This window comes from Flavobacterium sp. LHD-80 (assembly GCF_030929605.1).
Taxonomy (GTDB): domain Bacteria; phylum Bacteroidota; class Bacteroidia; order Flavobacteriales; family Flavobacteriaceae; genus Flavobacterium.
The window spans coordinates 29,878-51,474 of sequence record NZ_JAVFVS010000007.1 but is presented as its reverse complement, the minus strand read 5'-3'; the positions used below and the strand labels follow the sequence as shown (position 1 = coordinate 51,474).

18 protein-coding genes are annotated in these 21,597 nt (G+C 35.4%); 6 read left to right on the top strand and 12 right to left on the bottom strand.

Annotated elements, in window-relative coordinates:
- Positions 1–119: 119 nt before the first annotated feature.
- On the bottom strand, positions 120–1,478 hold the full coding sequence (locus tag RB619_RS11055) for a rhodanese-related sulfurtransferase (RefSeq protein ID WP_308097342.1): 1,359 nt from the start codon (positions 1,476–1,478) through the stop codon (positions 120–122).
- 126 nt (positions 1,479–1,604) lie between these two features.
- Positions 1,605–2,534 (bottom strand): polyphosphate kinase 2 family protein, encoded by a 930-nt coding sequence (locus RB619_RS11050; protein WP_308097340.1) that lies wholly within the window; start codon positions 2,532–2,534, stop codon positions 1,605–1,607.
- 281 nt (positions 2,535–2,815) lie between these two features.
- Here RB619_RS11050 and RB619_RS11045 point away from each other — a divergent pair, with 281 nt between their 5' ends.
- The 3 genes from RB619_RS11045 to RB619_RS11035 are packed head-to-tail and all read left to right on the top strand — an operon-like array spanning position 2,816 to position 8,515.
- Complete coding sequence (locus RB619_RS11045; RefSeq protein ID WP_308097338.1) at positions 2,816–3,961, top strand: efflux RND transporter periplasmic adaptor subunit; 1,146 nt, start codon at positions 2,816–2,818, stop codon at positions 3,959–3,961.
- 20 nt (positions 3,962–3,981) lie between these two features.
- Positions 3,982–7,155, top strand: a complete 3,174-nt coding sequence (locus RB619_RS11040) for an efflux RND transporter permease subunit (protein ID WP_308097336.1) — start codon at positions 3,982–3,984, stop codon at positions 7,153–7,155.
- Positions 7,148–8,515, top strand: coding sequence for an efflux transporter outer membrane subunit (locus RB619_RS11035; protein ID WP_308097334.1), 1,368 nt, complete (start codon positions 7,148–7,150; stop codon positions 8,513–8,515). The genes RB619_RS11040 and RB619_RS11035 overlap by 8 nt, the downstream gene beginning before the upstream one ends.
- 176 nt (positions 8,516–8,691) lie before the next feature.
- Here the strand turns inward: RB619_RS11035 and RB619_RS11030 are convergent, their stop codons facing one another.
- The 6 genes from RB619_RS11030 to RB619_RS11005 form a co-directional block, all read right to left on the bottom strand.
- On the bottom strand, positions 8,692–9,102 hold the full coding sequence (locus RB619_RS11030) for a BrxA/BrxB family bacilliredoxin (RefSeq protein ID WP_115887696.1): 411 nt from the start codon (positions 9,100–9,102) through the stop codon (positions 8,692–8,694).
- A 145-nt stretch (positions 9,103–9,247) separates the two neighbouring features.
- Positions 9,248–10,045, bottom strand: coding sequence for a tetratricopeptide repeat protein (locus RB619_RS11025; protein ID WP_308097331.1), 798 nt, complete (start codon positions 10,043–10,045; stop codon positions 9,248–9,250).
- Complete coding sequence (locus RB619_RS11020; protein WP_308097329.1) at positions 10,042–11,235, bottom strand: lycopene cyclase family protein; 1,194 nt, start codon at positions 11,233–11,235, stop codon at positions 10,042–10,044. Before RB619_RS11020 ends, RB619_RS11025 begins: the two co-directional genes overlap by 4 nt.
- A gap of 18 nt (positions 11,236–11,253) precedes the next feature.
- Positions 11,254–11,718, bottom strand: coding sequence for a thioredoxin family protein (locus tag RB619_RS11015; protein WP_308097327.1), 465 nt, complete (start codon positions 11,716–11,718; stop codon positions 11,254–11,256).
- A gap of 194 nt (positions 11,719–11,912) precedes the next feature.
- Positions 11,913–14,165 (bottom strand): TonB-dependent receptor, encoded by a 2,253-nt coding sequence (locus RB619_RS11010; protein WP_308097325.1) that lies wholly within the window; start codon positions 14,163–14,165, stop codon positions 11,913–11,915.
- A 257-nt stretch (positions 14,166–14,422) separates the two neighbouring features.
- Positions 14,423–14,776 (bottom strand): MerC domain-containing protein, encoded by a 354-nt coding sequence (locus tag RB619_RS11005; protein WP_308097322.1) that lies wholly within the window; start codon positions 14,774–14,776, stop codon positions 14,423–14,425.
- A gap of 93 nt (positions 14,777–14,869) precedes the next feature.
- Between RB619_RS11005 and RB619_RS11000 the strand changes: the two genes are divergently transcribed.
- The 3 genes from RB619_RS11000 (at position 14,870) to RB619_RS10990 (ending at position 17,950) form a co-directional block, all read left to right on the top strand.
- Positions 14,870–15,262: a Fur family transcriptional regulator gene (locus RB619_RS11000; RefSeq protein WP_081909399.1), complete on the top strand. Its 393-nt coding sequence runs from the start codon at positions 14,870–14,872 to the stop codon at positions 15,260–15,262.
- A gap of 75 nt (positions 15,263–15,337) precedes the next feature.
- Complete coding sequence (locus RB619_RS10995) at positions 15,338–17,206, top strand: Nramp family divalent metal transporter (RefSeq protein WP_308097318.1); 1,869 nt, start codon at positions 15,338–15,340, stop codon at positions 17,204–17,206.
- Positions 17,207–17,296: 90 nt separating this feature from the next.
- A complete protein-coding gene (locus RB619_RS10990; protein ID WP_308097316.1) occupies positions 17,297–17,950 on the top strand; it encodes a metal-dependent transcriptional regulator in 654 nt (217 codons plus the stop codon).
- A gap of 150 nt (positions 17,951–18,100) precedes the next feature.
- On the opposite strand, the gene RB619_RS10985 is transcribed toward RB619_RS10990, so the two are convergent.
- The 4 genes from RB619_RS10985 to RB619_RS10970 form a co-directional block, all read right to left on the bottom strand.
- Positions 18,101–18,499, bottom strand: coding sequence for a hypothetical protein (locus tag RB619_RS10985; protein WP_308097314.1), 399 nt, complete (start codon positions 18,497–18,499; stop codon positions 18,101–18,103).
- Positions 18,500–18,674: 175 nt separating this feature from the next.
- Positions 18,675–19,457, bottom strand: a complete 783-nt coding sequence (locus tag RB619_RS10980) for an enoyl-CoA hydratase-related protein (RefSeq protein ID WP_308097312.1) — start codon at positions 19,455–19,457, stop codon at positions 18,675–18,677.
- 10 nt (positions 19,458–19,467) lie between these two features.
- Positions 19,468–20,883, bottom strand: a complete 1,416-nt coding sequence (locus RB619_RS10975; RefSeq protein ID WP_308097519.1) for a HAMP domain-containing sensor histidine kinase — start codon at positions 20,881–20,883, stop codon at positions 19,468–19,470.
- A 144-nt stretch (positions 20,884–21,027) separates the two neighbouring features.
- Positions 21,028–21,576, bottom strand: a complete 549-nt coding sequence (locus tag RB619_RS10970; protein WP_308097310.1) for a CopD family protein — start codon at positions 21,574–21,576, stop codon at positions 21,028–21,030.
- Positions 21,577–21,597: the final 21 nt, after the last annotated feature.

The following is a 21,597-nucleotide window of genomic DNA, read 5'->3' as shown; positions in this document are numbered from 1 at the left end:
TTATGTTTTAAAAATTATTCACAGTATATTCTCTTATTAAAAAAGCCCACTGCTGAAACAGTGGGCTTTGTTCTATATTATCAAAATTTAACGTAAATATCGTAACACTCCTATTAAATTCAATCTAAAATCTTGTAAACTTTATCCGATAATCTAATTCTAAAAGGAACTTCAAAAGTAACTTTATCACCAATTTTAGCAGATTGAGTTTCAGCTCCGTCAACAATCAGTTTTTCTAAAACCATTTCCTGATTTCCAGTAGTTGGACCAGAAATTAAGATTTTATCACCGCTGTTTAACTCTTGGTTTTCAATTGTAAATTGTCCAACTTGTGCTTTTACATAATAATGTTCTGCTTTTCCAAGAAGTACTTTTTTCACTTTTATTTTCTGACGAATATCGACTGGTTTTTCAATCTCAGCAAGAGCAGCATTTGGCAATTCTCCCGAATGTTTGAATTTCAGGTTTTCCGATTTTCCTTTTCGGAATACTTTATTTCCAACTTGTTTTCCAGTTCTCAAACGAACTTGGTCCACTAAAGGCATATGAATAATTTCAAGGCATTCTGTAGAACAACAATTTTCCATTGCTGTTTTGCATTCGTCACATTGAATAAACAACAAATGACAGCCGTCGTTTTCACAGTTCGTGTGATTGTCACAAGGTTTTCCGCATTGATGACATTGCGAAATAATATCATCCGTGATTCTTTCGCCAAGACGATTATCAAATACAAAGTTTTTCCCGATGAATTTGCTTTCTAAACCTTCAGCTTCAATTTGTTTAGCATAATTGATAATTCCGCCTTCCAATTGAAATACATTTTTAAAACCTTGGTGTTTAAAATAAGCACTTGCTTTTTCACAACGAATTCCTCCAGTACAATACATTACCAGATTTTTATCTTCTTTATGGTTTTGAAGTTGCTCGTTGATGATTGGCAAACTCTCTCTAAAAGTTTCAACATCTGGAGTAATAGCGTTCTTAAAATGTCCGACTTCACTTTCGTAATGATTTCTAAAATCAACCACAATTGTGTTTGGATCATCAAGAATTTCGTTGAACTCTCTGGCTTTCAAGTGAACGCCAATATTAGTTACATCAAAGGTATCATCATTCAAACCGTCGGCAACGATTTTGTGACGTACTTTAATAGTTAATTTTAAAAAGGAATGATCGTCATGTTCTACAGCTTCATTTAAACGAATGCCTTTCATGAAATCATAAACTTCAAGAGTTGCTCTAAAAGTCTCCAAATTTTCTTCAGGAATACTCATTTGAGCATTTATTCCTTCATTGGCAACATAAATTCGGCCTAAAGCATCAAGTGCGTTCCAGGCTAGAAATAAATCATCGCGAAATTTTTTGGGATCTTCAATTTTGGCATACGCATAGAAAGACAACGTAAGACGTTGTTTACCTGCATCATCGATCATGATAGCTCTTTCTTCTGCGCTCAAAGTGTTATACAGTTGCATGCTATAAACAGTTTTAAGTTAAGAATATATTTTTGAGCTGCAAAAGTACAAAAAAGGTTCTAAGTTACAAAGGTTCTCAGGCACTAAGGTTTTTAAAAAGCAAAACTGTATAACTGTTTTCGCTTGTTAATCTTTTTCATCTAGTAATGCTTGTTTGACTGCATTCAATTCTGCGATTTTTTCTTCGCTTACTTTTGGATATTCTAAATCCATTTCATCTAATGCATGAATAATGGCTGAGGCAATGGCAATTCGGGCATAATATTTATTATCGGCTGGAATTACATACCATGGTGATTTTTTGGTTGAGGTGTTTTTGATCAATTCTTCATAAGCAAACATATAATCGTTCCAATAGCCTCTTTCTTTGGCATCGGTGGCGCTGAATTTCCAGTTTTTATCGGGATTGTCAACTCTTTCGATAAATCTTCTTTTTTGCTCCTCTTTGGAAACATTTAAGAAAAACTTGATTACAACCGTTCCGTTTCTGTTCAAATATTTTTCAAAGTTTCGAATGTCTTGAAAACGCTGATCCCAAATATCTTCCGTAATCAATTTTTCTGGGATTTTTTGCCCTCTTAAAATTTGTTCATGCACGCGAACGACTAAAACTTCTTCATAGTAAGAGCGATTAAAAATTCCGATTCGTCCTCTTTCCGGCAAATGTTTTTGGCAACGCCAAAGATAATCATGGTCTAATTCCTCTGAACTCGGTCCTTTGAAAGAAGAAACTTGACAACCTTGTGGATTTATGCCAGACATTACATGTTTGATGGCACCGTCTTTCCCTGCAGCATCCATTGCCTGAAAAATAATTAAAACCGACCATTTATCTTGAGCATAAAGCGTGTCTTGCATAGCAGCCAATGCTTTTACCCCCATTTGCAAACTCTCTTTGATCGCTGATTTTGATTCATTTCCGAAATAAGAAGTGGGTTTGTCTTTTAATGTAAAATCTTTATCATCACCTACACAATATTGCTCTGAAAATTTCTTTGCCTTATGCAGCAATTCTTTTTTGCTTAATGATTTTAGATGGTCTGAAACAGAGCTCAAATTGTCTGGTTTTATTTTATTTTTTTTTTACATAACAGAAACTTTTTAAAATTAAAAAAAGAAATAGTAAAAATTTATCCTTACAAAAAATGCAGTTTGGCGGTATTTTACATCATTTAGTCGATTTTATTAACACTTGAATACCAATTAAATATAAATTTAGTAAAAATTCAAAATGAAAATAATATTTCAAATCTTAATTAAAAAAATGTTAACTTAGCTAAGGAATTATTTGGTTTTTAGTTAGTTGAGTTTTAATAAAATTTAATAAAAAATTAAAAATGAACAAAATCTACCCTCCAGCAATTTTCTTACTTTTTTTATTGTTATCCTGCAAAAAAGAAGCCCCACCACAACCTAAGCCACTCGAAATTTCAGTTACAACCGTTTTACAGCAAGATGTTAAAATAGAATCTGAATATACTGGACAAACTTTTGGTCAATCCGATATTCAAATTAATCCACGGGTCGATGGTCTTATCGAAAGCATAAATTTTAAAGAAGGTAGTTTTGTTGCCAAAGGACAACTATTGTATACCATTGATGCACTTCCTTATAGAGCCAAACTTAATGAAGCCGAAGGTGGCGCTGCAGAATCTCAGGCAAGATTATCAAAAACAAAATCAGATTTGGACATGATTACGCCATTGGCAAAAATGAATGCAGTCAGCCAAAGAGAATTAGTTTCGGCCAAATCAGCTTATACTGCTTCGATTGCTCAAATCAAAGCATCAGACGCATCTGTACAAAATGCTAAAATTGAATTAGGCTATTGCCGAATCGTTGCTCCTATTTCCGGATTAATCGGAATTTCAAAAGTGAGAGTTGGCGATTATGTTCGTCCGGGTCCCGCTTCAATTTTAAATACCATTTCTGATTTAGGAGATGTCAGAGTTCGTTTCACCATGAGCGAACAGGAATTTTTGCGTTTGTACAGAGAATTTACCAAACCAAATTCGGCTTTAAAAGGTTCCGGAGCATCTGTTACTTTAAAATTATCAGATGGTTCAATCTATCCTCAAACCGGAAGAGTAAGTTTTACGGACAGACAAATAGATCCCGCTACTGGTGCCATGACGTTTGAAGCTGCATTTCCTAATCCGGACAAATTACTTCGTCCTGGACAATATGCAAAAATTGCGTTACTGACTGACATTCGCAAAGATGCCATTGTAATTCCGCAACGCGCTGTTATAGAAGTACAAGGTATTTATCAAGTTTATGTTTTAGGAAATGACAATAAAGTGCAAATGCAAATTGTAAAACCAGGTCCAGCAGTTCAAAATGGATATATCATTGAAGAAGGTTTAAAACCCGGCGACAAGATAGCCATGGGAGGCACTTCATTATTGAAAAATGGAAGTGTTATTACACCAAAAGTCACACAATGGCAATTAGGTGAAACAGAAACTGCAGTTACTAAATAATAATCTAGATACATAGTATTATGGGAGAATTTTTCGTTCGAAGACCAATCGTTGCTATTGTAATCAGTATTATTATTGTGATACTTGGATTACTGGCATTACAAAAAACGCCTATTTCGCAATATCCGGATATTAATCCTCCTGTTGTAAAAATTACTACTTCTTTTACAGGAGCAAATGCGCTGAATGTTGAACAGGCAGTTGCAACGCCAATTGAGCAAAAAGTAAATGGTGTTGAAAACATGTTATACATGAAGTCAATCAACACTTCTGATGGAGCTTGTACCATTGAGGTAACTTTTGACGTGGGAACCAATTTGGATAATGCCAATATGCTTACCCAAAACAGACAAAACCAATCGGCTCCTTTTATGCCTTCGAGTGTAAAACAACAAGGAGTTGTAGTGAAGAAATCTTTGTCTTTCCCAATGATGTTGTTCACGGTAACATCGACCAATCCAAAATATGATGCTAAGTTTTTGAACAACTATGCGAGTATAAACATTGTAGATCAATTGGCCCGTATCAAAGGAGTTGGAGAAGTTACGCTCTTTGGAGGAAGTGATTACTCGATGAGAATTTGGCTCAAGGCCGATATGATGAGCAAACTTGGAGTTACAGTTGATGATGTAAAAAATGCACTGAACGCCCAAAACATGATTAGTCCAGGAGGAAAATTTGGTGCTGAGCCTGCTCCTGCCAATACCGAATTTACATATGGTGTAACACTTCAGGATCGATTAGTTACTGAAAAAGAATTTGGAAATATTGTCGTTCGAAGTAAACAAGACGGAGCTCAGGTTTTAATGGCAGACATTGCGCGAATTGAACTTGGAACAGAAAATTACAGTTCTTCTGCACGAAGAAACAGTTCACCAAGCGCCGTTGTAGCGTTATACCAAATGCCCGGAAGTAATGCTCTCGATGTAGCCGAAAACGCAAAAAACGCAATGAAACTTTTATCAGAGAAGTTTCCAAAAGACATCGAATATCAAGAATCTCTAGACACAACTTTAGCCATTACCGCGGGAGTTGACGACATTGTGCATACCCTTTTTGAAGCCATTATATTGGTAATTTTAGTAGTATTCATTTTTCTTCAAAACTGGCGTGCTACTTTAATTCCGCTAATTACGGTTCCTGTTTCGCTTATTGGAACTATTGCGGTTTTCCCAATGTTAGGATTTTCAATCAATACATTATCACTTTTAGGATTAGTGTTAGCAATTGGTATTGTGGTCGATGATGCGATTGTGGTTGTTGAAGCCGTTATTCATCATATCGAACATGGCAAAACCCCGAAGGAAGCTACCGTTCAGGCCATGAAAGAAGTTTCGGGTCCTGTAATTGCGATTGCTTTAATTTTATGTGCCGTGTTTATTCCGGTTGCGATGACACCAGGAATTACCGGACGATTTTATCAACAGTTTGCCATAACCATTGCCGTCTCGGTCGCGTTCTCGGCATTTAGTGCATTGTCTCTAAGTCCCGCGCTCTGTGCTATGTTATTAAAACCGACCAAACCTATTGAAGAACAAACGGGATGGTTAGCGAAGTTTTTTGCCGGATTTAATAGAATCTTCGAAAAAGTTACTGGAAAATATATCAGTGGAGCCACATTTTTTGCAAAAAAAGCCATGCGAATTGTTCTTTTATTGGTAGTCATATTAGTGGCTACTGCATTTTTAGGAAAGAAAATTCCATTAGGATTTATTCCCGAAGAAGATCAAGGTTACGTTTTGGTAAATATTGCATTGCCTCCTGCATCGTCATTACAGCGTACAGATGAAATTTCGAAAAAAGTAGACAGTTTCCTAAAAGAAGAAAAATCGATCTTATCTTATACAACAATCAACGGATTTAGTATGCTTACTAACTCCTATCAACCTAACAATGCTTTTATTTTCATCTCATTAAAACCTTGGGAAGACCGAGCGGAAACTGCCAAACAATTTGTAGACAGACTAAACATTAAACTTGCTACCCAAATTACAACGGCAACTTGCTTTTCATTTGGGCCTCCGGCAATTCAAGGATTAGGTGCATCGGCAGGATTTAGTTTAATGTTGCAAGACAGAGGTGGAAATACACCACAATATTTGGCAGAACAAACTCAAGCTTTTATAGCGGCCGCACAGCAGCGTCCAGAAATAAAACGAATTTATACTACTTTTAATGCCGGTACTCCACAAGTCAAATTAGAAATTGACAATGACAAAGCCATGAAATTAGGCATACCTGTTTCAAAAGTCACCGAAGCATTAGGTGCCTTTTTAGGAGGAAGTTATGTGAATGATTTCAACCGTTTTGGTCGTCAGTACAAAGTTTACCTTCAGGGTGAAGCGGCAGATCGTGTAAGTCCGGAAGACCTAAATTTGATTTATGTAAAAAATAATTTGGGCGATATGCTTCCTGTTTCCACATTAGTTACAGCAACTAAAGTTACCGGACCTGATTTTACAAATCGTTTAAATTTATTCCGATCAGCAGAAATCGGCGGAAGCCCAAATGACGGCTACAGTAGTGCGCAGGCCCTGACCGCACTTGAAGAAGTCGCCAAACAGACTTTACCAGCAGATATGAGTTTCGATTATATCAACTTATCTTATCAGGAAAAACATTCACCAGGCGGTGGTTCGGTTTTCATAATGGCATTGGTATTTGTATTCTTAATTCTTGCTGCACAATATGAAAGCTGGAAACTGCCTTTCAGTGTACTACTTGGAGCTCCTTTTGCTGTATTTGGCGCCTTTTTGGGACTGATGTTGGCAAGGCTTGGAAGTGATGCTTACGTCAACAACGTATTTGCCCAGATCGGACTCGTCTTACTGATTGGATTGGTGGCCAAAAATGCCATTCTGATTGTAGAGTTTGCAAAAGAAGAATACGAAAAAGGAAAACCGCTTTACGAATCGGCGATGGTTGCGGCTAAACTTCGTTTCCGACCAATTTTAATGACCGCTTTCGCATTCATTCTTGGAGTAGTTCCCTTACTGACAGCAACTGGTGCGGGTTCACAGGCTCGTATCGTAATGGGAATGGCGGTATTCAGTGGTATGTTAATCGCCACGGTATTAGGTGTATTAATTGTACCAGGTCTATTTGTAATGATTGAAAACATCGGAAAAAAGAAAGATGATACAACTCTGACTGAAGGACATAATGTGGAATCAAATACTTCTGACCATGATTAAGAGACACAAAATAATCGTTGTTATATTTATCCTCATACTGTTTCCCGTGGGTTGTATGGTGGGGCCAAAATATAGCAAACCAGAGCAGCAAAAATCAGATTCATATAAAAACGAAAGAAACTTAGACAGTCTAGCGAACGTTACCAATTTAAAATGGTTTGATTTGTTTAATGACGACGTTTTAAAAGATCTGATCAAAAAAGGATTGGAAAACAACTACGATCTAAAAATCGCTGTTTCCAGAATCGATCAGCTTCGTGCCGAATTAGGTTATGCTAAAGCCGATTTATTTCCGACATTTCAATATGGAGCAACCATAAACAGTAACAAGAAAAACTTTACACCCTCAAATGCTGGCGCAAGTATGTCGTGGGAACTTGATTTCTGGGGAAAATACCGTCATGAAAATAATGCTGTACAAGCCGAACTCTTAGCTACTGAAGAAGCTCGAAAAGTTGTGCTTTCAGATATTGTCAGCAATATCGCGTACGCTTATTTTCAAATGCGTAACCTTGATGAACAACTGGAAATTACAAAGTCAACACTTACGACCAGAGAGAAATACTATGAAATTATAAACCAAAGATTCAAAAATGGCTATATCTCTGAAGTTGACAAAGTACAAATTGAACAGCAAGTTGCAATTGCCGAATCCGCGATTCCGAACATTCAAAGACAAATAACATTTCAGGAAAATACAATTGCATTGCTTACAGGTCAGCTTCCAACTGAAATTCCGCGAGGAAAAAGCAATACCGAATTGCGAATCGTAAGTGAAATTCCGCTTTCTCTTCCATCTGCCTTATTAGAAAACAGACCCGATGTAAAAGCAGCAGAATTACGATACAAAGCAGCAAATGAAAGAATTGGTGTTGCGCAGGCAATGCGTTTCCCTTCTTTAAACCTTGCCGCAATCGCTGGATTTGCAAGTGCTGATTTAAGCAATTTGTTTCTAGGAAGTTCGTATTCGCAAAATGCATCGGCCGGAATTGCAGGACCGATATTTGCCTTCGGAAAAAACAAAAGAAGAGTCGAAATCAACAGGCAACAAGCAGAACAATTCAAATTCATTTATCAAAAAACTTACATTGGCGCCGTTTCTGAAGTAGAACAATCCATACAAAACATAAGAACGTATAAAGAAGAATGGAAAGCCAGAAACAGACAGGTTCAAGCGGCTTTAATCAACTTCAATCTTTCCCGAGAAAGATATGACAGCGGTTACGTTTCGTACTTAGAAGTTTTAGATGTTGAAACTAATTTGTTCAATGCGCAATTAAGCTTGGCACAATTATCAGAAAGACAATTAAGCTCAATGGTTGAATTGTATAAAGCACTTGGCGGGGGATGGAATCTTTAAAAGGTTCTGAGATTCTAAGGGACTAAGGTTCTAAGTTTTTTTACTAACCGTATAAAAAACGAAAAGCACTATATTTCTATAGTGCTTTTCGTTTTTAATCTTCGTACCTCTGTACCTTTTTCACTTTGAATCTAAAACCTTAGAACCTTAGTATCTTAGAATCTTAGTCCCTTAAATTAACAAAACTCGTTAAACGCATCTTGCAAATTCTCAGCGATCATTTCAGCTGGACGACCTTCGATGTGGTGACGCTCTAACATGTGAACCAATTCTCCGTTTTTGAACAAAGCCATAGATGGCGATGATGGAGGAAAAGGAAACATATGTTGTCTTGCAGCATCAACCGCTTCTTTGTCAACACCAGCAAAAACTGTAATAAGGTGATCTGGTTTTTTAGCGCCTTCTAAACTCATTTTTGCTCCCGGACGTGCATTTCTAGCAGCACAACCGCAAACAGAGTTTACAACAACTAAAGTGGTACCTTCAGCTTTGATAGCGTTATCAACTGCTTCAGCACTATGTAAATCTTGAAAACCAGCAGAAGTTAATTCAGCTTCCATAGGTTTTACCATTTCTTGTGGATACATATTTTTTATTTTTAAATTTTACTTTTGAACTGCAAAGTTACAAAGTTTACCCGCAACTACTTAATTTGAAGTATAAAGTTTTGTTATAGTTCGATTGATTTAGTCGAAAGTCCAAAAACAATCCACAATTATATAAACAAAATGGTTATTTGGTAAATTTCTTTTGATACGGATAAGTTTCGTAAATCGCATTGTCTTCATTAATTGAAAAACCTTTCGCCGAATCTTCTCTCGCAATGCCAACCAAAGCAACAACTTCTTCTCTTGATTTTCCTTGTTTCAGCCAACAAATTGCTTTGTAATACTTGGCATCTGAAAATTCTGGATAGATTTTTAAAGCTTTATCAAAAATCGCAATCGCTTCATCCCATTTTTTAAGTTCATATTTGGCAATTCCCTGATAAAAATACGCCGTAGGATGTTCTAATTGTTGTCGGTTTTTGTAAATGTCATTTACATAATCATCAAAAAGCTTTTCTGCCTTTTCATATTCGTTCAACTGAAGGTAACAAAGGCCTTTGTAAAAATTGAACGAATGATCCATAACGTAGCTATTTCCATATAATTTAATAGCTTCATCAAAATCTACGATAGCATCTTTATAGTCGTGCGAAAAAATGCATTTCATAAAAGCGCGATACGACAACCAGCGTTCTTTATTATAAAAAACTGCTTTATTTAAGTACTGCATTCCAACTTCGTACTTTTTGCATTTAAAATATGGCATCGCTTTCTGTTGCCATAAATAGGCCACTGTACTGTCTTTTTTTAAACCTTGATCCAGACAGTTTTGCCATTCGGTCATTTCATAAACATAATTGTGTTTTTCGGCGCAATTGGTGAGAAATTCTTCTACAATAGCATCGTGTGCTTTATTTGTTGAAACTTGCCCGAAAGATAAAAGGGTAAAAAAGAAAGTAATTCCTAAAGTAATATTTTTCAAAGGTTATTGTTTTGGTTAAATTCATTTGAAAGAAAAATCACTCTAAATAACGCTTTTAAAAACGGAATTTTAGGACACTTTAAAATAACTTTAACATCTTCAATGAAACTCGTTTCTTCATCTAAAAATTTAAAAATCAGCTTTGAATTTCCATTTTTGAATAAAGAAGAAAAAATTGAACTTCCCGATTCATTATGACGATACAGAATATCCAAAAGCAATAAATCATAAAACCAAAATCTATTCTTCTTATGAAACGCCTTCATATTTAGAGAATCCAAATTTTGAAGAAATTGAACCAATTCCGATGATTTTTTATCCGAATTTCTAAAAGTATAACCCGTACTCGCTTTTGTCCAACCGCCGGCAGTTCCAATATTTAAAACTCTTTTAGTATTTTTTTTCCAAAAAGGATAACTCGTCATGGGGATACTTCCTTGTTCCTTTTCTACAATTTCAAATTGATGAATTCCAAGTTTTTCCAAATAACGCTGAATATCATTTTCATATTCTTCTTTCGAAAGAAGTTTTTCTGAGAACAAAGTATATTCAACCAAAGCTTCGGTTTTTGAAGTCGGCAAAACATACATAAACCTTGTATTCCCTTTTTGCTCCACCGAAAAATCCATGAAAGTAGCTTGTTCCGGATTGAAAACTTCAACTTCTGTTTTTACAAACCAACCCACAAAATGCTGTTGCAAAACAGGATATTTCGTTTGACTTTCGGCGAAAGCCTTAGTATAAATGCTGTTGAATAAATAATCGCAAGTGTATCTGTTTTCTTCTGTTCCAACAAAAACATGCGTGTCGAGTTCGTTTATATCGGTTACTTTTTCATGGAGAAAAGTAATATTCGGCTGATTTGAAATCTTCTCAAAAACGAAATTATAAAAATCTAAACCATTGATTTTATTGTATGAATAAGGTTCTAGCTCTAAATCACGTTTGAAATTTTCATTGGCAAATAAGGCAGAATCCCATTTTTTGGAGATAATCGAATTCCAAGTTGATTCTTCTTTTTCCCAAAAACTCCAAGTTCTGTCATTAGTTTTCTTTGAATCTTTATCAAGCAATAAAATTGATTTATCTGAAAATTTGCCAGACAAAATCATTTTATAAACAGTCATCAAAGAAGCCAGTCCAGCGCCGGTAAAAATGTAATCGAAATGTTTGATTTGCGAAGAATTCATTCTCAAAAATAAGGAATTTTATTTTTCCAGTTTTTCTAAAAGAATTTTAAAATCATTTGGACTCAAATAGATATTATATTGAAAAATGATCTCGTTTTTCTCATTCAAAACACATAAAGTCGGGTATGCAATCTGATTATTAATTGTTCCGAGCTGTAAAGCCAGTTCATGAACGCCGACATTATTTCCCGAAGGCTGAAATTTAAAAACGTGATTATTGAAAGTAATATTACGTTTTTCCTCGGCATTAAAATCAATGAAATAGAAATCTGAATTTAGTTTTTCGATAATTTCCTGGTTTTTAAATGTTGTCGCTTTCATTCTTTGGCAAAACTGACACCAATCAGTATGAATGAAAACAACGATTTTTCGTTTTTGAATTTGCTGTAAGCTATCAATTTCTTCAAAAGAATAGCTTTTCAACTGACAAAAACCTGTCGCTGAAATTCCGAAGAAGAAGATTAATAGTAAAAGCTTTTTCATTGTTTTTTGTTTTTTGCCACTCCCGATAGCTATCGGGATCACAGATTAAATGGATTTTTTTCTGATTTGTCACCCTGAGCGGAGTCGAAGGGCTCGCCAATTGGAGCGGGGCTTCGACTCCGCTCAGCCTGACAAATGCAAATCAAAACCTACGAAAATCAGTTCAATCCGTATAATCTGTGGCCCATAAAAATTTACCTCAAAGTATATCGCAATCCCAAAAATCCACGAATAGTCTGGTTTTGCCCATAAACATAAGTCGTGTCAAAAGTCAAACCATAAGGATTATCAGGAGTTACCAAAACTTTTCCCGCCGAATCGTATTGCACATTTTTATCAAAAGGATCGTTTGTTCTCGAAATCAAAAACGGATTATTTTGCATTGGCGTAAAATTCAGCAAATTTTTGATTCCGCCATAAAGCTCAAAATTTTTCCAGCCAGTAAATGTGAATTGGATATTCTGAGTGCTGTACCAAGGCGAATTCGGACTTCGCGGATCTGTTTCGCTCAGCAAAGGCAATTTCATCGGACTGTAAACATTTCCGGTATAATCCAACAATAAATTTAAAGCTTTTATTCTATATGAAACACTCCAGGTTGCCGTAAAATTCTCCGTTAAAAAAGGTCTTTCAGAAATTCCGTTTTGAACATTTTTATTATCTAAAAACGTTGCTCCGACGATAAACTTTAATCCGGAAGGAAAATTAAGATCAACATTTGTACTGATTCCCTGACTCAGAGCATATCCGTCGATATTATCGTAAATAATCTTGTTTGGGTCACTTTCATAGTCGGAAATGATTTTGTTGCTAAAACGGGTGTAAAAAGCAGTTGTTTCGATGCCCATAAAAGTTCCGTTGCCAAAATTAATTTTCTGAATATAATTTAAATTCACATTTACAGATTGTTCCGGTTTTAAATCATTCGCAATCACAACATCTCTGGAACCTGTCAACGCCGCGTGATCTTCGGTAAACAAATTCACAACCCGAAATCCTGTTCCGGCATTTAATCTGAAAATAGTGTTTTCATTGGCTTTGAATCGGTACGCGAATCTCGGCGTAAAAATAGAACCGTGAATGGAATTATAATCGTATCGCATTCCGAGCAAAACTTGGTTTTTTGGAGAAAATGTAATTTCATCCTGAACAAAAATTCCCGGAAGCCAAGTACTTTCGGCTTCTTTAGTTGCTGTTGTATTATCATCATAATACGAATATCGGCTGGCAATTCCGGCCAATAAATCATTTCGCCCAATTTTTTTATCCCAAGTCAATTGCAGAAAACCAATTTTCTGATTCGCGATATACGAAGTAGTTCCGTAACGGCTGTCCTGATAATGAACATTTCCAGAGAACGAAAGCATCAATTTTTCTTCAAATGGCAACTGATAACTTCCTATTAATTCGGCTCTTTTGGTATAAATACTTTCCCCGTAAATTTCGTCGCCTCCGCGGAATTTCTTTTCCCAACGCACATCTCCGCCCCAGCGATCTTCGTACATTCCACGCACGGCAAGGGTAAAAAGCCGATTATTATTTCGCAGGAAACTCCATTTATTAAAAACCGAAATCCGGTCAGAAAGCGTCACATCCGTAAAATTGTCTTTGTCCTTGTCAATAACCTGATTGTAATTGAAGTAATTCAGTCCCAAAAGCGAATTAGCTTTTTTTCCGACATTAAACTTCATTCCCAAATCAAGATTATTTTCAAAGTAAGTTGTTGTAAAATAATCGGCAGAAAACATAGGAGCGTTTGTTGGATTTTTGGTAATAATATTGATCAAACCGCCAACTGCTTCACTTCCATAAAGCGACGAAGCTGGACCTTTTACGATTTCAATTCTTTCGACCAAAGAATTTGGAATTCCTGATAAACCATAAACTGTCGAAAGACTGCTCACAATTGGCATTCCGTCAATCAAAACCAAAGTGTAAGGACCTTCCAATCCGTTAATATGAATGTCGCCTGTGTTGCAGACACCACAATTAAGTTGTGGTCGAACGCCATTTACATTTTGCAACGCATCATAAATACTTGGTGTCGGGTTTTTTTTGAAGAAAACCGGCGAATAAACCTCAACTGGAACGGCACTTTCTAAACGTCTTACCGGTTTTAAAGTTCCTGAAACGACAACTTCGTTCAATTCATTTTGGTCTTCGGTCAATTCAAAATCAAGATTAAGGTTTTGATTTTCTAAAACCGAAATTTTTTGATTTATCGTTTTGAATCCAGTCGATTTCACAACTATTTTATAGACACCTTTCGGAACATTTTCGAGTTTATAAAATCCAACCGAATCGGTTTGAGTTTTAAAGTTTGTATTTAATAAGCTGATATTAATTTCCTGTCCATAAGGAATTAGTCCGTCAATTTTTCCCGAGATATTTTGCGAATAAAGGCGTGTAGCAGAAATTATTAATATTGTCAAAAATAAATATTTCATTCTTATAAAATTAAATTTAGACAAAACTAAAAATTAAATTCGACAAATATAGTTTCTAATTACAATAATTTTAAACGGATTGAATTCAATGTGTTAGATTTTTGTTCTGCCTTTGAAGAAAAATTAAACAAGTTTCTGTTTTAATCTCGCAAAGACGCAGAGACGCGAAGTTTTTTTTTCTAAACCATATAAGTCATGTAAGTTCATTTCAAGCCACGCTTAAATTATCTTATATGACTTATATGGTTTAATTTTTTTTAATGATTTTCTTTCTTGTGTAGTTTATAATCCAATAAATGACCAATGATCATTCCCATTCCTCCGAAGTAAATTAAGTCGAGATGCATTTCAAAGATTATTTCACTCAAAATACTGATCCAAATTAAACTCATCGAAACAACCAAAATTGAAGACACTAAAAGCGACGATTTTTTCATAATTTTGATTATTGCAAATAAACCAAAAGAAGCAAAAATCAAATCGATTATTGGGTTATGAATTAGTCCTAAAGGAAGGATAGTCAAAACAGGAAAAACCAAACAATGAACGAGGCAAAATGTCGCGCTTGAAATTCCTAAAATATCGTAAAAAGATGTTGTTATTTTCTTCATAAGTTGTAGATTTGCTTAATGCAATTTAGTTGCAAATATATCACAAATTTATTATTTGCAACAATGTTGCGATAAAATTTTTAATTTATAAAAATGAAAACTACGCGTAACACCACAGCAAAGACGGCCGTTTTAGAGGTTTTTGAAAAATCTAGAACTGCACTATCACACACCGAAATTCAAAAACAATTGAACGATGTCTGTGACCGCGTCACTATTTATAGAATCCTCGACCGACTAGTAAACGACGATATTGTACACAAAATTTCGAATCTTGACGGAACGGTAAAATATGCAAAATGCAATCATTCCAACCAGCGTGTTCACATACACAATCATGCTCATTTTAGTTGTGAAAACTGTCATGAAATTACGTGTCTCGAAAATGTAAAACCGAGTTATATTATGCCTCATAATTACAAAGTGAAGGAGATCAATTTTACATTATCAGGATTGTGCCCGAATTGTTTGAATTCTAACATCTAAGTTTTAGACTCGCCTAAAAATATTGTTCAGCGAATATAATTTATACCTATATTTGTTAAAACAACATTTTTTAAAATGACCAAATCTTTAGAAGAAGTAAACCAATCGGTTGCTACAGAACATAAAAAAACAGGATTCAGGAAAATATTAGCCTTTTTAGGCCCCGCATATTTAGTCAGCGTTGGTTATATGGATCCCGGAAACTGGGCAACAGATATCGCCGGCGGAAGTCAGTTTGGTTACACACTTGTCTGGGTTTTATTGATGAGTAACTTAATGGCTTTGCTTTTGCAGAGTTTAAGCACAAGACTTGGAATCGTAACACAACGTGATTTGGCGCAAGCTTCACGTGAGACTTATTCGAAATACATTAACTACATCTTATATTTTCTGGCAGAAATTGCCATCGCCGCTTGTGATTTGGCAGAAGTTCTGGGAATGGCGATCGGAATTAATCTTTTATTTGGAATTCCGTTGCTTGAAGGTGTTTTAATTACCGTTCTAGACACTTTCCTCCTATTATTCTTGATCAATAAAGGAATTCGCAAAATGGAAGCGTTTATAATTGTTTTGGTCGCAATTATTGGGTTTTCTTTCATTTTCGAAATGATTTTTGCACAACCTGAAGTTCCAAAAATCCTTGCCGGACTTATACCGTCTATCCCAAATTCGGCTGCTTTATACATTGCAATCGGGATTATTGGTGCAACGGTAATGCCTCACAATCTGTATCTGCATTCTTCTTTGGTACAAACCAGAAAATTTGACCGAACTCCATCGGGTATTAAACAGGCCTTAAAATACAATTTTATAGATTCAACTATTGCGCTAAACCTGGCATTCTTTGTAAACGCCGCTATCTTAATTCTTGCCGCCGCAACATTCCACAAAAACGGAATGTTTGAAGTTGCTGAAATTCAAGATGCGCACAAATTTCTCGAGCCTTTATTAGGAAACAAATGGGCTCCCATACTATTTGCAGTTGCCTTAATTGCCGCAGGACAAAGTTCAACTGTTACTGGAACGCTTGCAGGACAAATTGTGATGGAAGGATATTTACATTTAAGAATTCAGCCTTGGGTTCGACGCATTATAACGCGATTAATTGCTATTGTTCCCGCACTTATCGTCATTTATATTTATGGCGAAAGCGTAACCGGCAAATTATTGATTTTAAGTCAAGTTATTTTGAGTCTGCAACTAGGATTTGCAATTATTCCGCTTATTCATTTCGTAAGTGACAAATCAAAAATGAATGGCTTTCATATTTCTAAAACTACGCAGGTTGTTTCCTGGATTATTGCTTCAATCATTGTTTCACTAAATGCAAAATTAGTTTACGACGAAATTACTTCGTGGCTTGAAAACTCAAATCATCCAACAGTACTTTGGCTTACAGTTGTACCGCTTGCTTTTGCATTCGCAGGATTATTACTGTACATCGTTTTTAAACCATTTATTGCTAAAGCAAAAGCAAAAACTGTCAATCATTCTCCGCATAATCTAAAACTTCAATTTACACCAAAAGAAAGCCAAAGCATTAAAAACATAGCAGTTTCTGTCGATTTTTCTAAAGCTGATGAAGCAGCGCTAAACAAAGCTTTTGAATTAGGCGGAAGTGATACGCAATACACTCTTATTCACATTGTCGAAACCGTTGGCGCTTTAATGTATGGTGTGCATGTTCACGATCATGAAACAACAATAGACGAAAAATTGCTTTTGGAATATCAAAATATGCTTTCAGAAAAGGGATTCAAAATCGAAACTGAACTTGGTTTTGGAAAACCCAACAAAGTAATTCCGAAAATTATAAACGAAGGAAATTTTGACATCTTAGTTATGGGAACCCACGGTCACACAGGATTAAAAGATATTCTTTTTGGCACAACCGTAGATAAATTGAGACATAAAATTTCAATACCTTTGTTGATTGTTAAATAGAAGGTTCAAAGGTTCAGAGTAACAAAGGGACAAAGATTTTCTACTTTGAACCTTTGTCCCTTTGCATCTTTGTCCCTAAAAAAGAAAAAAATGACTTTTTCAGAAGAAAACTATCTAAAATCTATATATCACCTAACAGCTTCTTTAGAAACCGAGGTGAGTACCAATGCTATTGCTGAAGTGATGGAAACCAAAGCATCATCGGTTACAGATATGCTTAAAAAGCTGGCGGAAAAGGATTTAGTTAATTATAAAAAATACCAAGGCGTTTCGTTAACCGAAAACGGAAAACTGGCTGCCAAAATGATTGTTAGAAAACATCGTTTATGGGAAGTGTTTTTAGTGGAAAAATTAAATTTTTCTTGGGATGAAGTTCATGAAATTGCCGAACAATTGGAACACATCAAATCAGAACAATTGATTAACCGTTTGGATGATTTTCTGGGAAATCCTACGGAAGATCCACACGGCGATCCGATTCCAGATGCGAATGGCCGAATTATAAAAATTGAAAAACAGCTTTTATCTGAATTAGAAGAAAACCAAACCGGTGTTTGTGTTGGTGTTAAAGATACTTCATCAGAATTCTTGAAATATCTGGACAAACAAGGAATTGCTTTGGGCTCTAAAATCGAATTTCTATCTAAAGAATCTTTTGATTTATCTGTCCGAATTAATGTTGACGGCAAGGAATTGTCAATTTCGAATAAAATTGCTTCTAATTTATTTGTGAAGCTGGTTTAGAGGTTATTTCTCAGAGATTCGCGAAAAATTTCGCAAAGGTTCACAAAGATTTATTCATTTGTCAGGCTGAGCGGAGTCGAAGCCACGTTTGCTGAATCACTTTGCGGGGCTTCGACTCCGCTCAGCCTGACAAAGCTAGTAACATGGTTATTAAACAATTCCCTTTTCAATCATCTCCAGCATAACCGGCGAAGCATTTTTAAATGTTGGCGGTTGCTCAATAATACTTCCGGCATTCTTTTTATTTACTTTGAAAGTAACGTCGTTATCTGTAGTAAATAAAAGTGCTGTCAAAAACGGATTTTTAATATAAGTTCCTAAAACTAATAAGGCTTCATCAAGAGTATGAATGCTTTCAATTTCTTCCGTTTTATATCTGGTAGTTAATGAAATGGAGAACGTATTATCTTCATTCAGAACTAGTCTGAAATAGATGTTTTTAATTTCGGTGTCGCCCATTGTTTTTGCCAAAGTCAGTTTTGCGAAAGTTCCGGCTTGGATACTTTCTTTAACTCGTTCACAAAAAAGGGCAAATATTGGTTCGTACATTTTTTTTTAAGGTGCTAAGGTTCTGAGATACTGAGATTCTAAGTTTTTACCTTGCGAATCTCTGTATTGTTATTTAACCGCAAAGGTCGCAAAGTTTTTTCGCAAAGGACACAAAGAAATATAAAACTTTGCGAACCTTGCGTAAATCTTAGCGACCTTTGCGGTTAAAAAAAAATTATTTCCCCGTAAATTCGGCTTTACGTTTTTCTAAAAATGCTGTTGTTCCTTCTTTAAAATCCTGAGTTCCGAAACATTTTCCGAAAGATTTTATTTCGGTATCAAATCCGTTTTTACCGTCTTCATAATTTGCGTTGATCGCTTTTATAGCTTTTGCAATAGCAAACGGCGCATTTTTGATTATTTTTTGAGCAATTACAGTTGTAAACGATAAAAGTTCAGCTTGAGGTACAACATGATTTACTAAACCATATTGTTTTGCTTCTTCTGCAGAAATCATCGCCGCTGTCATAATCATTTCCATTGCACGGCCTTTTCCAACTAATTGTGGTAAACGTTGTGTTCCTCCATAACCCGGAATCAATCCTAAAGTTACTTCTGGCAATCCCATTTTTGCATTATCTGAAGCGACCCTAAAATGGCACGCCATTGCCAATTCTAATCCTCCGCCTAAAGCAAAACCATTCACGGCTGCGATAACCGGTTTTTTAAGATTTTCAATAAAATCAAATAACAATTCTTGACCTTCAGCCGCTAATTGTGCGCCTTCAACAACCGTATAGTTTGCAAATTCTGAAATATCGGCTCCAGCAACAAAAGCTTTTTCTCCGCTTCCGGTTAAAATTATAGCACGAACTTCTTCATTTTTGCTTAATAATTTGATTGCTTTACTCAAATCGCTAATTGTTTCCTTATTTAAAGCATTCAATTTAGCTGGTCTATTAATAGTAATTGTTGCAATTCTCTCCTCTATTGCAACTAAAATATTTTCGTAATTCATGACGCTGATTTTATGAGTTTGTAATAGGCAAAGAAACTCTAAAAGTAGTTCCTTTTCCGTATGTTGATTCAAAGGTAATTGTTCCTTTGTAATTTTCTATGATGTTTTTGATAATTCCGAGTCCAAGTCCCATACCACTGGTTTTAGTGGTAAATTTTGGTTCGAAAATTCGGCCAATATCTTGTTTTTGGATTCCTATTCCGTTGTCCTTTACGGCAATTTCAACATTATTGTTTCGTCTTTTTACCGTAACAACAATTGATTTTTGAAACTGGCTTTCCGGAATAGCTTGCGTTGCATTTTTAACCAAATTGGTAATCACACGAATCAACTGAGTACGATCCATTTTTGAGATGATTTCCTCTTCGTCGCTTTCAAACGAAATATAATCTTCGTTGAAAATATCCAAAGCCAATTCGACAACTTCAACAACATTTAAAGTTTCGTTTTGTTGCGCCGGCATCGAAGCAAAGTTCGAAAATGCCGAAGCCACCGCTGTCATCGTATCAATCTGTTGAATTAAGGTTTCGGAATAATCATTCATTTTCTGTTTAACGTCAGGAGCGCTTGGATCAAATTTTCTTTGAAAACTCTGAACGGTCAAACGCATCGGCGTAAGCGGATTTTTAATTTCGTGGGCAACTTGTTTCGCCATTTCGCGCCAGGCTTCTTCACGCTCACTTTGGGCCAGTTTTATGGCACTGGTTTCGAGTTTGTCGACCATTCCATTATAGGCTTTTATAAGGAAGTTGACTTCTTTGCTATTCGCTTCTAAAACAATTTTTTCGTTTTTCTGATCCAAATTCGTTTCTTCCAAACGGTCTGAAATGGTTTTAAGCGATTTTGTAATATAAGTTGAAAGGAAATACGCCAATCCAAAAGCGACAATCAGCATAAAAGAATATACCTGGCTTAATCGAATTAGGAAAGTATTTAACTCATTGTCATAATAACCGTCGTCTTCTAAATAAGGAAGATTTAGAATTCCGAGTGGTTTGAATTTTTCGTCTTTTATTAAACTATAAGATGATCTATTTTTTACCCCATCGATGGTTTTAATATCAACGAAACGCTTTTCGATAGAAGAACGCACTAATTTCAGGATATATTCCGGAATTGGCGGAGGCGCTTTATCTACAGCAAAAGATTCTTTTGAGGATTTTAAAAGTTTCCCATCAAGGCTATAAATATTGATTTCGATTTTGTGAATCTGAGCTAATTCGTGAATTTTATCTTTGAAGATTAAATCTAAATTCTGAGTTTTCAACGGATATGTTGTAGTCGAAAGAACATAATTGATGTGTTCTTTTACCGCATTTTCTTTGCGTTCTAATCGTTCTTGATGATATTCTTTAGCCTCAGTTTTAAACTGAATAATCGAAATCGAAGCCAATAAAAAAGATGCCACAACAATCAATACAATCATCGACAGGAAAATCCTGGTACGAAGCGATAGCATTGTCATTTTGAAGTTGTTTAGCATTTTTTTTGTTTTTGTTTGTTTCAGGTTTCAAGTTTCAGGTTACGTTGCGTTTGGCAACTTGAAACTTGAAACCTGAAACTAAAAAAACTATTTCTTCTCTCTAATTCTCTTATAAAACCGGAATCCCAACATTATTAAAACCGAAAACAATATAATTCCGATTACGCCGAAAATCCAGTTGATAGCACTTTTTAAAACTACTAAAAAGACAACGGCAAATAAAATAATAGTTGCGCCTTCATTCCATAAACGCATGAAATTATTGGAATATTTTACCTCATCGTTTTGTAATTGCTTAAAAATTTGATGGCATTTTCCGTGATATAAATATAAAAGAAAAACGAAACATAATTTTACATGCATCCAAGACTGTGAAAGCCAAATATGACCTGCATCGGTAAAAAACAGCATCCAAAAAGCAAAAATACTTGCCAAAACCGCTGAAGGCCACGTAATAATGTACCACAAACGATAGGCCATTATTTTGTATTGCGCCTGAAGAATTTCTTTTTCAGGAGAAGGTTTTTCATTGGCTTCGATTTGATACACAAACAAACGCACAATATAAAACAAACCCGCAAACCAAGTGATTACAAATATTAAATGCAGTGATTTCAGATAGTTATAATATTCCATAAAGTCTTTTTTCTTTACTCT

Coding starts and splice junctions, on each gene's coding strand:
- RB619_RS11055 (WP_308097342.1), bottom strand. CDS start 1,478: ATGCAACTGTATAACACTTTGAGCGCAGAAGAAAGAGCTATCATGATC.
- RB619_RS11045 (WP_308097338.1), top strand. CDS start 2,816: ATGAACAAAATCTACCCTCCAGCAATTTTCTTACTTTTTTTATTGTTA.
- RB619_RS11040 (WP_308097336.1), top strand. CDS start 3,982: ATGGGAGAATTTTTCGTTCGAAGACCAATCGTTGCTATTGTAATCAGT.
- RB619_RS11035 (WP_308097334.1), top strand. CDS start 7,148: ATGATTAAGAGACACAAAATAATCGTTGTTATATTTATCCTCATACTG.
- RB619_RS11030 (WP_115887696.1), bottom strand. CDS start 9,102: ATGTATCCACAAGAAATGGTAAAACCTATGGAAGCTGAATTAACTTCT.
- RB619_RS11020 (WP_308097329.1), bottom strand. CDS start 11,235: ATGAATTCTTCGCAAATCAAACATTTCGATTACATTTTTACCGGCGCT.
- RB619_RS11015 (WP_308097327.1), bottom strand. CDS start 11,718: ATGAAAAAGCTTTTACTATTAATCTTCTTCTTCGGAATTTCAGCGACA.
- RB619_RS11010 (WP_308097325.1), bottom strand. CDS start 14,165: ATGAAATATTTATTTTTGACAATATTAATAATTTCTGCTACACGCCTT.
- RB619_RS11005 (WP_308097322.1), bottom strand. CDS start 14,776: ATGAAGAAAATAACAACATCTTTTTACGATATTTTAGGAATTTCAAGC.
- RB619_RS11000 (WP_081909399.1), top strand. CDS start 14,870: ATGAAAACTACGCGTAACACCACAGCAAAGACGGCCGTTTTAGAGGTT.
- RB619_RS10995 (WP_308097318.1), top strand. CDS start 15,338: ATGACCAAATCTTTAGAAGAAGTAAACCAATCGGTTGCTACAGAACAT.
- RB619_RS10990 (WP_308097316.1), top strand. CDS start 17,297: ATGACTTTTTCAGAAGAAAACTATCTAAAATCTATATATCACCTAACA.
- RB619_RS10985 (WP_308097314.1), bottom strand. CDS start 18,499: ATGTACGAACCAATATTTGCCCTTTTTTGTGAACGAGTTAAAGAAAGT.
- RB619_RS10980 (WP_308097312.1), bottom strand. CDS start 19,457: ATGAATTACGAAAATATTTTAGTTGCAATAGAGGAGAGAATTGCAACA.
- RB619_RS10975 (WP_308097519.1), bottom strand. CDS start 20,883: ATGATTGTATTGATTGTTGTGGCATCTTTTTTATTGGCTTCGATTTCG.
- RB619_RS10970 (WP_308097310.1), bottom strand. CDS start 21,576: ATGGAATATTATAACTATCTGAAATCACTGCATTTAATATTTGTAATC.